The organism is Achromobacter sp. ACM05, assembly GCF_019218915.1.
Classification (GTDB): Bacteria; Pseudomonadota; Gammaproteobacteria; order Burkholderiales; family Burkholderiaceae_B; genus Achromobacter; species Achromobacter animicus.
This window is the reverse complement of sequence record NZ_JAHUWQ010000003.1, coordinates 500,304-514,750: the sequence shown is the minus strand read 5'-3', so window position 1 is coordinate 514,750 and position 14,447 is coordinate 500,304. Positions and strand designations below refer to the sequence as shown.

At 67.2% G+C, this 14,447-nt stretch carries 14 protein-coding genes; 3 read left to right on the top strand and 11 right to left on the bottom strand.

Features of this window, described 5'->3' with window-relative positions:
* Window positions 1-16: 16 nt before the first annotated feature.
* The 4 genes from KW836_RS20825 to KW836_RS20810 are packed head-to-tail and all read right to left on the bottom strand — an operon-like array spanning window position 17 to window position 4,450.
* Entirely contained in the window at window positions 17-1,558 is a 1,542-nt protein-coding gene (locus KW836_RS20825) for a malonyl-CoA synthase (RefSeq protein ID WP_218344635.1), read from the bottom strand.
* A 4-nt stretch (window positions 1,559-1,562) separates the two neighbouring features.
* The gene (locus KW836_RS20820; protein WP_218344634.1) at window positions 1,563-2,378 is read right to left on the bottom strand and encodes an enoyl-CoA hydratase/isomerase family protein; all 816 of its coding nucleotides are present in this window, start codon (window positions 2,376-2,378) and stop codon (window positions 1,563-1,565) included.
* A 52-nt stretch (window positions 2,379-2,430) separates the two neighbouring features.
* A complete protein-coding gene (locus KW836_RS20815; RefSeq protein ID WP_218344633.1) occupies window positions 2,431-3,747 on the bottom strand; it encodes a malonyl-CoA decarboxylase domain-containing protein in 1,317 nt (438 codons plus the stop codon).
* The gene (locus tag KW836_RS20810) at window positions 3,698-4,450 is read right to left on the bottom strand and encodes a GntR family transcriptional regulator (protein ID WP_175123649.1); all 753 of its coding nucleotides are present in this window, start codon (window positions 4,448-4,450) and stop codon (window positions 3,698-3,700) included. Before KW836_RS20810 ends, KW836_RS20815 begins: the two co-directional genes overlap by 50 nt.
* A 233-nt stretch (window positions 4,451-4,683) precedes the next feature.
* Between KW836_RS20810 and KW836_RS20805 the strand changes: the two genes are divergently transcribed.
* Together KW836_RS20805 and KW836_RS20800 are read left to right on the top strand one after the other, a co-directional pair.
* Window positions 4,684-4,965 carry a type II toxin-antitoxin system Phd/YefM family antitoxin gene (locus tag KW836_RS20805; RefSeq protein WP_191575764.1) on the top strand — a complete coding sequence of 94 codons (282 nt, stop codon included), beginning with the start codon at window positions 4,684-4,686 and terminating at the stop codon, window positions 4,963-4,965.
* Window positions 4,962-5,288: a type II toxin-antitoxin system RelE/ParE family toxin gene (locus KW836_RS20800; RefSeq protein ID WP_175138081.1), complete on the top strand. Its 327-nt coding sequence runs from the start codon at window positions 4,962-4,964 to the stop codon at window positions 5,286-5,288. The genes KW836_RS20805 and KW836_RS20800 overlap by 4 nt, the downstream gene beginning before the upstream one ends.
* A 6-nt stretch (window positions 5,289-5,294) precedes the next feature.
* Here KW836_RS20800 and KW836_RS20795 read toward each other — a convergent pair whose 3' ends face one another.
* From KW836_RS20795 to KW836_RS20770, 6 genes are read right to left on the bottom strand one after another with little or no spacing between them, the layout of a single operon-like run.
* Complete coding sequence (locus KW836_RS20795) at window positions 5,295-6,065, bottom strand: spermidine synthase (protein ID WP_175183960.1); 771 nt, start codon at window positions 6,063-6,065, stop codon at window positions 5,295-5,297.
* A 41-nt stretch (window positions 6,066-6,106) separates the two neighbouring features.
* Complete coding sequence (locus KW836_RS20790) at window positions 6,107-7,126, bottom strand: acyl-CoA dehydrogenase family protein (RefSeq protein ID WP_218344632.1); 1,020 nt, start codon at window positions 7,124-7,126, stop codon at window positions 6,107-6,109.
* 6 nt (window positions 7,127-7,132) lie between these two features.
* Window positions 7,133-8,335: an acyl-CoA dehydrogenase family protein gene (locus tag KW836_RS20785; protein WP_255596017.1), complete on the bottom strand. Its 1,203-nt coding sequence runs from the start codon at window positions 8,333-8,335 to the stop codon at window positions 7,133-7,135.
* 3 nt (window positions 8,336-8,338) lie between these two features.
* Window positions 8,339-9,307: a tripartite tricarboxylate transporter substrate binding protein gene (locus KW836_RS20780; protein ID WP_218344631.1), complete on the bottom strand. Its 969-nt coding sequence runs from the start codon at window positions 9,305-9,307 to the stop codon at window positions 8,339-8,341.
* A 32-nt stretch (window positions 9,308-9,339) separates the two neighbouring features.
* Window positions 9,340-11,424 (bottom strand): acetate--CoA ligase family protein, encoded by a 2,085-nt coding sequence (locus KW836_RS20775; RefSeq protein WP_218344630.1) that lies wholly within the window; start codon window positions 11,422-11,424, stop codon window positions 9,340-9,342.
* Complete coding sequence (locus tag KW836_RS20770; RefSeq protein WP_175138156.1) at window positions 11,421-12,224, bottom strand: enoyl-CoA hydratase; 804 nt, start codon at window positions 12,222-12,224, stop codon at window positions 11,421-11,423. Before KW836_RS20770 ends, KW836_RS20775 begins: the two co-directional genes overlap by 4 nt.
* Window positions 12,225-12,337: 113 nt before the next feature.
* Here KW836_RS20770 and KW836_RS20765 point away from each other — a divergent pair, with 113 nt between their 5' ends.
* Entirely contained in the window at window positions 12,338-13,117 is a 780-nt protein-coding gene (locus KW836_RS20765) for an IclR family transcriptional regulator (RefSeq protein ID WP_218344629.1), read from the top strand.
* Between the two features lie 57 nt (window positions 13,118-13,174).
* Here KW836_RS20765 and KW836_RS20760 read toward each other — a convergent pair whose 3' ends face one another.
* On the bottom strand, window positions 13,175-14,356 hold the full coding sequence (locus KW836_RS20760; RefSeq protein ID WP_218344628.1) for an acetyl-CoA C-acyltransferase family protein: 1,182 nt from the start codon (window positions 14,354-14,356) through the stop codon (window positions 13,175-13,177).
* Between the last annotated feature and the right edge of the window lie 91 nt (window positions 14,357-14,447).

Genomic DNA, 14,447 nt, shown 5'->3' with positions numbered 1-14,447 from the left:
CCGGCTTCGGTATGGACTACAGCGCCTTGTAGGTGTCGCGCAGCACGTTCTTCTGAACCTTGCCCATCGTATTGCGCGGCAGTTGGTCGATGATATGAACGCGCTTGGGCACCTTGAAGTTGGCGATGCGGCTCTTCAACTCGGCTTGCATGGCGGAGGCGTCCAGCGTCGCGCCGTCCTTGGGCACCACCACCGCCACGACGGCCTCGCCGAAGTCCGGATGCGGCACGCCGATCACCGCCGACTCCGACACGCCCGGCATGTCGTCGATGAGCGTCTCGATCTCCTTGGGGTACACGTTGTAGCCGCCGGAGATGATCAGGTCCTTGCTGCGGCCGACGATCGACAGATAGTCGGCCGGCGCCGTGCGGCCGGCGGACTCGCCGCCCCAGCGGCCCACGTCGCCGGTCTTGAACCAGCCGTCGTCGGTGAATTCTTCGCGCGTCTTTTCCGGCATGCGCCAGTAGCCCGAGAACACGTTGGGACCGCGCACCTGCACGTTGCCGATCTCGCCCGGTGCGAGCGGCTTGCCGGCGTCGTCGACCACCCGGACATCCACACCCGGCAAGGCGCGGCCGACGGTGCCCGCCAGGCGCTCGCCCAGCGCGGCGTCGTACGGATTGGAGGTCAGCATAACGGTTTCGCTCATGCCGTAGCGCTCAAGAATGGGATGGCCGCTGCGTTCCTTGAAGTCGGAGAACGTTTCGGCCAGCAGGGGCGCGGAGCCCGAGATGAACAGGCGCATGTTGGCGCAGACGTCCCGATTGAAGCGCGGATCGGCCAGCAGACGCACATAGTAGGTCGGCACGCCCATCATCACGGTGCTTTGCGGCAGATAGTGCAGCGCCTGGTCGGCGTCCAGCTTGGGCAGCCAGATCATCCGGGCGCCCGCCAGCAGCGCGCCGTGCGACGCGACGAACAGGCCGTGCACGTGGAAGATCGGCAGCATGTGCAGCAGCACGTCGTCCTCGCGCCAGCCCCAGTATTCGTGCAGGGTGCGCGCGTTGGCCGCCAGATTGCCGTGAGAGAGCATCGCGCCCTTGCTGCGGCCCGTGGTGCCCGACGTGTACAGGATGGCGGCCAGGTCGTCCGGCTTGCTTTCAACGGTCTTGAACGTCTGCGACAGGCCGCCGGCCGCGTCCAGCAGCGTGCCGGTGCGGTCCTCGTCCAGCGTGTAGACGTGCGGGCAGTTGGCCTTGTCGGCGGCGCGCTTGACCCAGTCCAGGTTCTTGCTGGCGCAGACCACGACGGACGGCTCGGCGTTGCCCAGGAAGTATTCGATTTCGGATTCGCGGTACGCGGTGTTCAGCGGCAGGTACACGAGGCCGGCGCGCAGCGTGGCCAGGTACAGCAGCAGCGCCTCGGGCGACTTTTCGACCTGCACGGCGACGCGCGCGCCGTCGGGCAGGTTCAGCGATTGCAGCAGGTTCGCCAGGCACGCGGTCGCGCGGTCGATGTCGTCCCAGGTGTATTGGAGGTCGGGCGTTTCCAGCGCGACTTTGCTGCGGTCTTTGGGAAAGCCGCCTTGCAGGACAGCGTATAGGTTGGCGTTGCTCACCTGTCTAGTCTCCGGTAAAGGAAGGGTCTTCGCCGGCCAGGAAGGCGCGCACGCCCTCTCTGTGGTCCCGGCTTTCGGCATAGGAGAAATAATCGCGATACTCGTCCTCGGTCAAGGCGGCGCCGGTGGCGAGCCTGGCGGACAAGCGTTTGTTGATGCGGGCGGCCAGCGGCGCGCCCTGGGCGATGCGGTCGGCGCTGCGGCGGGCGGACGTGGCCACGTCGCCGTCGTCGACGATGCGGGTCAAGAGACCCAGGTCTTTGGCTTCGGCGGCGCCGAACACCCGGCCTTCCAGCAGAATGGCCAGCGTGGCGGCCCTGCCCGCCAGCGCCAGCAGGCCGCGCATTTCGTCCGGGGCCATCGGAAAACCCAGGCGATTGATCGGCACGCCGAAGCGGGCCGACGCGCCGGCGATGCGCAGGTCGCACTGGCAGGCGATTTCCAGCCCGCCGCCGACGCACACGCCGTCGATCTGGGCGATGACCGGTTGCGGGCATTCGGCCACGGCGCGCAGGGCGGGCGCCAGGATCTCGCGGTGATAGCGCTGCACGCCCGCCATGTCGGCGCGTTCGGCGGGGAACTCGCGGATGTCGGCGCCGGCGGCGAAGTTGCCGCCCTCGCCACGCACGATCACGCAGCGCACGGCGTCATCCTGCGCGATGCGCGTGAAGACATCGCGCAGTTCGCGCCACATGCCCACCGTGATCGCATTCAGGCGCCCCGGGTGCGACAGCGTCACCCAGGCCAGATGCCCGTCGCGATCGAGCCGCACACTGCCTTGGCCTTGGCCTTGGCTCTGGCCTGCCACGTTCTCCGTCATGTCCCCTGCCCTTGTTGTGATTGTCAGGAACCCGCCGCCGTGTGTCCGGCGGTCAGGCCACGCGCCCCACGCCGCGGCTGATCTGCGGCTTGCCCTCGTTCAGGCGCTGAAGGTTGGTGTCCAGCTCGTCCAGGTCATACAGGTAATTGACCATCATGGCGCACGACTGCTTGAGGCCCTTGGGCGAGGTGTCCGCCGCCCAGTTCAGGCGTTCGATGCGCGCGCCGTTGCCCAGATGGAAACGCGCCACGGGATCGACCGGCAGACCGTTCTTCATCGACTGCAGATAGCAGGCCGCCAGCCGGAAGCCGGCGCGCTTGACCACGTCGGGCGCCTTGCCCTGCGCAGCCTTCGCCAGACGCGCGACCCAGCGCTGCCCGTCCGGCACGCCTTCACGCTGGCGGTCCTTGGCGCGGGTCTTGTCTTCGCGCACGATCGCCTCGACGGCCTGCGCGTCCTGCTTGCCCAGCCAATCGGTAAAGCCCGGAATCGGCGACAAGGTGGCAAAGGCCTTCAGCTTGGGCAGTTCTTCCAGCAGCTGCTCGACCACGCGCTTGAGCAGGAAGTTGCCGAAGCTGATGCCCTTGAGGCCCGGTTGCGTGTTCGAGATGGAGTAGAAGATCGCCCAGCGCGCCTTGTCCAGGTCCTGCGGCGGCAGCGTGCTGTCCAGCAGCACCTGCACGTTGTCGGCCATCTGGCTGGCAAAGGCCACTTCCACGAAGATCAGCGGCACGCCCGGCATCTGCGGATGAAAGTACGCATAGCAGCGGCGGTCGGGCGCCACGCGGTGGCGCAGGTCGTCCCAGGACTTGATCTCGTGGACGGCCTCGTAAAGGATCAGCTTTTCCAGCAGCGACGCGGGCGAATCCCAGGTCAGCGGACGCAGTTCCAGCAGGCCCACGTCGAACCAGGCCGACAAGAGGCCTTCCAGCTCCTTGTCCAGCGACTGGATGCCCGCCACCTGCTTGCGCCAGCGCAGCATGTCCGCGCGCAGTTCCACCAGAAAGCGCAGGCCTTGCGGCTGGGCGTTGAAGCGCTTGAAGAGGCGCACCCCCTCGCCGCCATCGCCCGCATACGTGGCGCGGATCTGCGCCAGCGCGGCCAGCATCAGGCGGCGGTCCTTGCCGTCGGCCGCGGCGTATTGCTCGCACCAGCGGCGCGCCAGCTTGTTGGCGGCCACGTCGGTCAGGCGCGCCTCGAACAGGCGGCGGACTTCGGATTCGCTGGGCAGACGTCCCCGCTCCCACAGGCGGCCCAGCCGCGTGATCAGGCTGGCGCTTTCGGCCGCGGCGGCGGCATCGACCAGATCGGCCTCGGGCTCAGGCGTGCGTGCGCCGCGCGCGGGCGCGAGATTGGCGGGTGCGGACATGGGCGGGCTCCTCGATGACGATGGGATCGGACGGCGCCGCGTCGGCGGCGTCTTCGTTGCTAAGGACGCGCAGCGCTTCAAGCTGGCGCATCAGATGGGTGTGCGCCAGCGCCTGCGCGGCGTCGGAATCATGGGCCTTCAGGGCCTCGAAGATGGCAAGGTGTTCGGCGCAGGACTGCTCGATGCGGCCGGGCCGCGACAGGCTGCGATGGCGCGACAGGCTCAGCACCTTGCGCAGGTTGCCCACCATGTCGGACAGCCATTGGTTGCCGGCCAGCGCCTGGACGGCTTCATGAATGAGGTAATTGGTCTTGTAGTAGGCGTCGATGCGGCCCGCCTTCGCATGGCCGGCCAGCGCGGCGTGCAGCGGTTCCAGTTCGGCCAGCTGCGCGTCGGTGGCCTTGCGCGCGGCCTCGAAGGCGCAGCGCCCTTCCAGCATCGCCATCAGCGGGAATATGTCTTCCAGGTCCTGCGCGGACAGTTCGTTGACGAAGCAGCCCCGGCGGGGTTCCAGCCGGACCAGCCCTTCGGTGGCCAGCACTTTCAACGCTTCGCGCAGCGGCGTGCGAGAAATGCCCATTTCGCCAGCCAGGCGGAGTTCATCGATCCATTCGCCGTTACGCAGCGACCGCGCATGGATCATGCCGCGCAGGCGGTCCGCGACTTCCAGATACAGGGCTTGCCGGACGATGGGTAGGGTCATGGGCAGACGGCGGGGAAATGCCGTAATTCATAATTATGAATAAGCCGATGATAGACCCGGGTTTGGCGAAAGGTAAAGCCGGGGCGGGTTGGGAGCTTCCCTAATAAGAAGGGGCTGCGACGTCGGACGGCGTAGTTATGGACACGGACCACGATCCCGAAAGCTGGTCGGAAATAGGACTGAATTACGACTAAACTTAGTCCGATCAAGCCTATGATTTGGGAGTCCTACCCATGAAATACTCCACTCAAGTGAAGCCGATCTCATACCTTAAGAGTCACGCCGCCGAGATCGTGACCACGCTGACCGAAACCCGCGAACCCATGCTGATCACCCAGAACGGAGAGGCCAAACTCGTCGTCATGGACGTACGAAGCTTCGAGGAGCAGGAGCAAGCCATGGCCCTGCTTCAACTGCTTGCGGGCGGCCGCAAAGACATCGAAGAAGGACGCGTCATTCCGGCGGCGGATGTATTCGCGCAGATTGAAGCGATGGATCGGGACGATTCCGAATGAGTCGAACGGTGGTCTTTTTGCAGACAGCCGCAGATGATCTCCAGGAGATACGCCGCTACATCAGAAAGAACTTCTCGCAGCAGGTCTGGCTCGATTCATACGCCCGGATCAACAAAGCCATTCTGAATCTCGAACAATTCCCGTACGCGGGGCACCCCCTCCCGGAGCTGCCTGCCACCCACTTCATGCAAATAGTCGCGGTCAAAAATCGGGTCATTTATGAAGTTGTTGCAGACAAGGTATATATCCACCTCATCTGCGATAGCCGGCAGGACTTCAAGATCAAACTCGCCCGCCGGCCGCTCAGGACGCTGCGCTTCTGAATCGCTTCAAAAATGCAGTACCCCGTCTACTGCATGCCGCGTCAACGAGCGCGCCCAGCGGCGAGCAGGCAGCCCGTACTTGCCTTCCACGATCTCGGCGCGCGCCAGCAGTTCCGCCGGGGTAATCGCCAGGCTGGGGCCGGAAAACGCCAGAACGATCTGATTGCCGGCCTCGACCTCGGGCAGCAGCACGATGCGGTCGTCGAAGGCCTTGGACAGGTTGTCGATGTTCTTGCCGAAGCTTTCGTGCCGGCCGAACAGGTTCACCGCCAGGATGCCGACTTCGCCCAGGACACGGCGGCAGTCGCGGTAGAACTTCACGCTGTCACGTACCGGGCCCTCGGCGGCCGCGTCGTACAGGTCCACCATCAGCACCGGGCAGCGTCCGGCGTTCAGCGGATCGGCCACCCACGCGCCGGCGTCGGCGTGCTCGACCTGCAAGCGGTTCGCCCCGGGCAGGCGGAAGAACATGTGGCAGGCGGCGGTGACGCGCGGATTCCATTCCACGGCCAGCAGCGGGCCGCGCGTGTGCTTGGCGCAGAAGCGCGCCAGCGACCCGGCGCCCAGGCCCAGCATGCCGATGGCCTCTTCCTTCGGCGGCTCCAGGAACAGCAGCCAGGCCATCATCTGCGCGGTGTATTCCAGCACCAGATCGGCGGGGCTCTTGATGTTCATCGCGCCCTGCACCCATTCGGTGTTGAAGTGCAGATAGCGGACGCCGTCGGCTTCGGAAAGCGTCGGCTGGTCGAGTTCGGAGGGGAAGTTGGATTTGTACATGGGCGCGATTGTAGGCCGGCCGCCCCTCCCCCGGCCGCCGATTACGCCGCCGCTTCCCAGATGCGCTCGAGCAGGTCCGGGCCGGACACTTCAGCCTCCAGGCTGGCCGACAGCCGCAGGACGCGCTTCAGGTACAGATGCGCATCGCACTCCCAGGTCACGCCCAGCGCACCATGCGTCTGGATCGCGTTCTGGGTGGCGCGGCGGCTGGCTTCCACGGCCAGCAGCGGCGCGAACAGGCAATCGGTTGCCGCTGACGCCGCACGGTCATCGAGGGCCGTTGCCGCCGCCCAGCCCGCGAGTCGTGCATCGTCCAGCGCCATCCAGTCCTCGGCCAGCCGATGCTTGATCGCCTGATTGGCGCCGATAGGGCGGCCGAACTGCTGGCGCTCGCGGGCGTACCCCGCTGCCATGTCCAGCGCCGCCGAGGCCGCACCCAACATTTCCGCCGACCGCAACAGGCGCAGACGCGTGCGCAGCAGATGCCACGTGCCCGGCTTGACTTGGACATCGGTGCTTTCCAGGACCGCGGGATCCGCCGCGACCCCAACCGGCATGGTCGGATCCAATCCCGCCACGCCCGCCACCGGCGACAGCAGATCCAGCCGCACGGACGCCGGACCGGCCTCGCGCACGGCAAGCGCGCGCACGCCCTCGCCGGCGCCTTCGATGAAGGCCGACCCGTCGGGGCGTAGTGCCGCATCGGCGTACCAGGTATCGCCGGCCATCAAGTCGCCGGCCCATTGCGCAATAGCCCCCTCCGCCTCGCACAACGTCGGCAGCATCACCATGTTGGATACGAGCGGCAGGCTCAGCAGATGGCGCCCCGCTTCCTCGGCGACGATCCAGGCCTCGCGCATGCCCAAGCCGAGTCCGCCTTGTGCCTCGGGCGCCAGCAAGGCGGGCCAGCCCTGTTCGGCCAGATCGCGCCACAGCGCCTGGCGGGCCGACGCACCTTGATGACAAGCGCCGCGCGCCACGGCCACCGGATGGCGCTGCGACAGGAAACGGTGCGCGGCGTCGCGCAGCATGCGCTGGTCTTCACTCAGATGCAGATTCATTTACGGTCAGCCCTTGGGCAGGCCGAGCATCTGCTCGGCGATGATGTTGCGCTGGATCTCGGACGTGCCGGCCAGGATGGTTTCGGCCCGCGACCATAAATAGGCGTGCGTCAGCGACGCCGCGCGGGTGTCGGCTGCGTCCACGCCGAGGCAGGCGTCCTCGCCCAGCAATTGCATGGACAGTTCGAGCAGGCGCTGGTGCGCCTCGCTCCAGTGGATCTTGGTGGACGATCCTTCCGGTCCGGGCGGATCGCCCCGCGTCGCGGCGGCCAGCGCGCGCTGCGATTTCAGCGCCAGCACGTGGCTGTCGGCCGCCAGCCGCGCCCAGCGATGCCGCACCGATGCCGATGACGCCGGGACGCGGCCCTGCCTGTCCGCCTGCAGCGCCAGCGCGCGCACCTGACGCAGCTCCTGCGAGAAACGCACGAGGCGCGGAATGAAGTACGTGCCGCGCTCGAAGCTTGCGGCCGCCATCGCGATGCGCCAGCCCTGGTTCAATCCGCCCAGCAGCGCATCCTGCGGCACGAACACGTCCTCGAAAAAGACCTCGCAGAACTCGGCTTCGCCCGTGAGCTGGCGGATGGGTTCGACCCGCACGCCGGGACTGCGCATGTCCACGAGCAGAAAACTCAGGCCTTTGTGCCTGGATGCGTCCGGATCGGTGCGCGCCAGCACGAAGCACCACTGCGCCCGGTCCGCAAACGAGGTCCAGATCTTGTGGCCGTTCACGCGGAAGCCGCCCGGCGCCGGTTCCGCCCGCGTACGCACGGCGGCCAGGTCGGACCCGGCGCCCGGCTCTGAATATCCCTGGCACCACACCTCGCGGTTCCACAGGATGCCGGGCAGGAAGCGCTGCTTCTGCGCCTCGGAGCCGAAATGCAGCAGGGTGGGCGCCAGGATGCCGTGGCCGATCAGGTTCACGCCCAGCGGCGCGCCGCAACGCGCGTGCTCTTCATGGAAGACCGCCTGGCGCGACAGCGGCAGCGCCTTGCCGCCGTATGCCGCCGGCCAGCCCAGCCCGGACCAGCCGTTTGCGCACAGCGTGTCTTCCCAGGCGCGCCGGTAGTCCAGATTGCGCGGGTCGGCCCCGCCGGGCCAGGACCGCGCAAACGCTGCGTAGGCCGTGTCGAGCCAGCCCCGAAGCGTCTGCCGGAACGCCTCGTCGTCCAGCGCCGCGCTGTCGGGCACGGCGGTTTGCTGCATCGTCATGCCTCACTCCAGTCGGATGTTCGAGTCGCGCGCCACCTTGGCCCAGGTCGCGACGTCTTTCTGGATGAACGCGCCGAAGGCTTTGGGATCACTGCCGATGATGTCCAGCCCCAGCCCCTCGAACTGCTTCTTCACGTCGGGCTGCTGCAGGATCTGCGCCAGGTTCTGGTAGAGCTTGTCGATCACGGGCTGCGGCGTGCGCGCGGGCGCGACCAGCCCCAGCCACGGCATGGCCGAATAGCCCGGCAGGCCGGACGCATCCACCGTGGGCAACTCGGGCAATGACGCCGAAGGCCTGGCCGTCGTGACCGCCAGCGCGCGCAGCTTGCCGTCCTTGACGAAGGGGCCCGACGAGGCCCACGCATCGAACATCACCTGCAGACGCCCCGCAACCAGGTCGTTGAGCGCGGGCGCGCTGCCCTTGTAGGGAATGTGCGCCATCTGCACGCCGGCCATGCTGTTGAAGAGTTCGGCCTCCAGGTGGGTTGAACTGCCCGTGCCGACGGAACCGTAGCTCACCTTGCCCGGATTGGCCTTCAGGTAGGCGATCAGCTCGCCGACATTCTTGGCCGGCACCGACGGGTGGACACCCAGCACGTGAACCACCGACGCGACTTGCGTGATCGGGGCGAAGTCCTTGACCGGGTCGTAGTTGACCTTGGTGTAGATGCTGGGCGCGATGCCCAGCGACGACGCGGCCATCAGCAGCGTGTAGCCGTCGGGCTCGGCGCGGGACACGTAATCTGACGCGATCATGGTGCCGCCGCCCGGCTTGTTTTCCACGATCACCGGCTGGCCGAGTTTTCCGCTCAACTTCTCGGCCAGCAGACGGCTCATGATGTCGGTCGCGCCGCCGGGTGAGAACGGCACCACGATACGCACGGGGCGCGCGGGGTAGTTGTCCTGGGCTTGCGCGACGCTCGTGGCGCCGATGCAGGCCAGTGCGACGCCGGCCAATATTGTCTTGATCATGCTTGTCTCCTCCTGAGGAATGCGCAGACGCGCTACGGGGTTGCGGGCAGGATCAGCGCGTCCAGCACCGCAACGCCCTGTCCCGCCTCTTTGATCAGCAAGGGATTCACTTCTATTTGCGCCACATGCGCGGGCGCGGCAAGCAAGGCGTTGCCCACGGCCACGATGCTCCTGCACGCCGCCGTCAGATCGCCCCGGGGCTTGCCCCGGAAACCGTCCAGCAGCGCAAACGCCTTGAGCTCCTGCAACATCTGCAAGGCGATGTCCTCGTCCACCGGCAGGAGCCGGTGGCTGGTGTCCTGGTAGATCTCGGTCAGCACCCCGCCCAGGCCCACCGTCAGCACGGGGCCGAAGACCGGATCGCGCGTGGCGCCAACGATGATCTCCGCCACACCGCGCTCCATCTTCTGGACCATGACGCCGTCGATACGCGCATTGGGCTGCGCGCGCGTCACCGCCTGCGTCACGGTGGCCTGGGCGACGCGCACCGCCTCGTCGTCCGCAAGGTTCAGCGCGACGCCGCCCGCTTCGGTCTTGTGCGCGATGTCGGGGCTCAGGACCTTCAGGGCGACGGGATAGCCTGCAATGCGCGCATCGCGCACGGCTTCGTCCGCATTGCGCGCCATCGCGGTGGCAGCCTGGGGCAGACCGAATGCCGCCACGAAGGCGCGAGCGTCCGCTTCGTTGCATGGCAGAGCCGGCGCGCTGGCCATATCCAATGCGGGCGCCGCCGCCTGCCGCCGGGCCGTGCGCGCGTCACACCACAGCAAATATGGCGCCAGCGCCGCGACGGCCAGCCCCAGATCCTCGAACACCGCGACTTCCGCCTCGCGCAGCGCGGCACGGCTTTGCGCGAGGCCCGTATCGATGGCGACGAACAACCGCGGGTGCTCCCGGGAGGCTTCGGCCAACGCGTCGGCCATGCGGTCCAGCATGTAGCCGGGCGCATACACCACCACGGCATCAATGGCTTCCGACGTGCCCAGCGCCTGCACCACGGTGCGCACAAAGGCGGGATCGTTGACCACGTTGCCGGTCACGTCCACCGGATTGCCCACCATGCCGTAATCCGGAATGCCGCCGCGCAGCACCTCCTGCAGATCCGGCGGCAGGTCTGGCAGATCCAGCCCCGCACCGATGAACTTGTCGGCCAGGATGGCCCCCAGCGCCCCCGACATCGTCAGCACCGCCACGCGCTTGCCGGCCGAGCGGTGGCGCAGCGTCGCCAGACTGGCCAGATGCGCCATCTGCGCGAAGTCCGTGGCCTCGATGACGTTCAACTGGCGAAAGGCAGCCGCATACACGCGGCGATCGCCGGCGAGCGCCGACGTGTGCGACTGCACGGCCTGCGCGCCCTTATCGGTGGCGCCTGCCTTCAAGGCAATCAGCAGCTTGCCCTGGCGTTCCAGCTCGCGGCACGCGCGCACGAAGCGGCCGCCATCGCGCAACTGTTCGATGTAGCCGAGCACGATTTCCGTCTGCGGGTCCGCCGCCAGATATTCCAGGTACTGCGAAAAATCCAGGCAGGCCTCGTTGCCGGTGTTGATGAAGTGCGAGAACGGCAGCCCCAGCCGGCGCGCGATCGCGTACACCGCCGCGCACACGTTGCCGCTTTGCGTCAGCAGGCTGACCGAGCCCGGCCCCTCCTGCGCCGGCGCGGTCTTGAAGACCGACGCGAAGGCGGTATGCGCCTGCGTGTTCAGGTTTGCGAAGCCCATGCAATTCGGGCCCGCGACCGCCATGCCGCTTTCCGACACGAAGGCCTCCAGTTCGTCCTGCAAACGCGCGCCCTCGCCGCCCGCCTCGGCAAAGCCCGCGGCATACACGATGGCCGCGGAGATGCCCCTGGCATGGCAGCGCCGCAGCATGGGCGTGACGTCGGCCGCGGCGATGGCCAGCACCGCCAGGTCCACCGGCTCGGGCACGGCTTCGATATCGGGCCAGCACCGCAGGCCGAAGACCTCCTGGTATTTCGGGTTGACGGGATAGATGCCGCCCGAAAAGCCAAAGCGCGTCAGCAGTTCCAGCGGCATGCCGCCAATGCGGCCCGGGTTGGCACTGGCGCCGATCATGGCGATCGAGCGCGGATTCAGCAGCGGTTCAAGGCGTGAGGTCATGCGGCTTCGCCTTTCTTGTTGCGCTGGATGGCCTGCGCCAGGCCGCGCTCGCGCACCGCCTGGAATTCCTCGCTCAGGTGGGACAACTGATGCGTGTCGAAGTGCGCCGACAGCGCCGTGCGAAAGCCCTGCGCGTCCGCCGTGCGGTTCAGCGACCGCTTGATCAGGCGCAGTCCGAACGGCGGCGCCTGCGCGATGCGCTGGGCCAGCGCCAGCGTGGCGGCATCCAGTTCCGCTTCCGGCACCACCCGGTTCACCATGCCGATGCGCAATGCCTCCTGCGCATCGACCTTCTCGCCGGTGTAGAGCATTTCCTTGGCCTTGCGCAGCCCCATGACCCAGGGATGAATCAGCACCTCGGTGGCGGCCGCGGCCAGGGTGTGTCCGACCGGGTCCGAGAAGTACGCCGTGTCCGAACACACCACCAGGTCGCACATGTTGGCGATCATGAATCCGCCCGCCACGCACGCGCCCTGCACCTGCGCCACGGTGGGCTTGGGGAAGTCCCAGATGCGCAGGCAATACCCGTAGTAGCGGCGGGACTCGTAATCCCAGCGTTCCTCGACCGTGAAGTCGGCGCGCTTGGCCTGAGCTTCCTTCAGGTCGTGCCCGGCCGAGAAATGCGCGCCGCGGCCAGCCAGGATGACCACCCGCACCGCATCGTCCTGCTCGGCGCGCGAGAGGGCGTCATCCAGTTCGTCCAGCATCTGCTGGCTCTGGGCATTGCGCGCGGATTCGCGGGCCAGACTGATGCGGCATACCGCGTCGTGCCGTTCGACGGCCAGGGTGGCGTATTCCATGGTCTCCTCGTCCTTGTCATGCCGCGCCGTCGGATGCAGCGCGATCTCCATGCATTGAATTAACGCACCGCAAATCCTAAAATACAAAATATTCGAACCATTTTTCCCACAATATGAACAACCTAGGATCCACCGGCGGCACGCAGAGCATGCGTCGCGCGCTCGGCCTGTTGCGCGTGCTGGCGCAGCACCAGGAAGACGGCATCGACCTGCAGGGCGTCATGGCCGCCACCGGCCTGGAGCGTTCCACGGCGCACCGCCTGCTCAGTTGCCTGCTGGAAGAACAGTTCGCCGAACGCGACCGCGCCACCCGCCGTTATCGGCTGGGCGTGGATTCGATGCAACTGGGGTTTGCCGCCTTGCGGCGCACGCCTTTGCTGGACGCCCTGCGCCCGTTCGCGCAGAAGCTGGCACGCCTGTCTGGCGACACCGTGTTCCTGGTGATCCGCCAGGGCGACTACGCGCTATGTTTGCTGCGCGAGGCCGGCTCATTTCCGGTCAAGGTGTTCACCATCGACCAGGGCGAACGGCGGCTCTTGGGCGTGGGCGCGGGCGGCCTGGCGCTGATGGCGGCGCTGCCGGACGACGAGATCGCCGCGCTGTACGCCAGGCATGCGGCCAGCTACGCGCAGATCCGCGTCTCCAGCACCGCGCTGATGAAGGCGGTCAGGCAGACGCGCAATGCGGGATATTCCGAGATCGTAGATACCATCACGCCCGGCGTGTCGGGTGTGGGCGTGGCGTTTCCCGTGTCGGAGCTGACCTGGGTGGCGTTCAGTTTTGGGGCGATCAGCAGCCGGCTCGACGCGCCGCGGCGGGCGCAGATGGGCACAATGCTTCATGCCGAATGCCAGGCGTGGGCTCAGGACTATCTGGGCCACGACGCCCAATGAAAAACCCGCGAGGATCCGGCGCAGCCGGAACCTCGCGAGCTTGCCGAGCCGAACGAATCAGATCCGTTCGAAGATCGCGGCGATGCCCTGCCCGCCCCCGATGCACATGGTCACGAGCGCATAGCGTCCGCCCACGCGCTGCAGTTCATGCAAGGCCTTGGTGGTGATGATGGCGCCCGTCGCGCCGATCGGGTGGCCCAGGCCGATGCCGCTGCCGTTGGGGTTCACCTTGGCGGCGTCCAGCTTCAGTTCGCGCGACACGGCGCATGCCTGCGCGGCAAACGCCTCGTTGGCCTCGATGACATCCAGCTGATCGACCGTCAGGCCCGCCCGCTTGAGCGCCGCCTGCGTCGCCGGCACCGGGCCGATGCCCATGATGTCGGGGTCCACGCCCGCATGCGCGTAGGCCACCAGACGCGCCAGCGGCTTGACGCCGCGCTTGGCCGCGACAGACGCGTTCATCAGCACCAGCGCGCCCGCGCCGTCGTTCAGCCCGGACGCATTGCCCGCCGTGACGGTGCCGTTTTCCTTCTGGAACACCGGCTTGAGCGTCGCCAGGCTGTCGGCCGTGACGTCGCGGCGCACGTGCTCATCGGTGTCGAACACGATCTCGCCTTTGCGCGACTTGATCTTCACGGGCACGATCTGGTCGCGGAAGTAGCCCGCATCGATCGCGGCGGCCGCGCGGCGGTGCGATTCCGCGGCCGTGGCGTCCTGGTCCTGCCGGTTGATGCCGAACTTGGCGGCCACGTTTTCCGCCGTGACGCCCATGTGCATCTTGCCGAAGGGGTCGGACAGCGCGCCGGTCATCATGTCCAGCATGACGCTGTCGCCCATGCGCGCGCCCCAGCGCTGGGCCGGGGCGATGTACGGCGCGCGGCTCATGCTTTCGGCGCCGGCGCCCACGGCAATGTCGGCATCGCCCAGCATGATGGTTTGCGCCGCGGACACGATGGCCTGCAGGCCCGAACCGCACAGGCGGTTGACGTTGAACGCGGGCGTTTCCTTGGAGATGCCGGCATTCATGGCGGCCACGCGCGACAGGTACATGTCGCGCGGCTCGGTGTTGATCACGTGTCCAACGGCGACATGGCCGACTTCGTCGCCCGAGACGCCTGCGCGTTCCAGCGCGGCCCGGATGACGGTGGCGCTTAGATCGCAGGGGGGCACATCCTTGAGCGCGCCGCCGAAATCTCCAATGGCGGTGCGGACGGCCGAAGCGACGATGACTTCATTCATGGTGTTTCCTCCTTGTAGTGCGTTGTGGTTCGTGCGTTGTGGGTCGCGCGATGCGGTCCATGAAGTGCGTTCCATCATACTGCCCGCCACT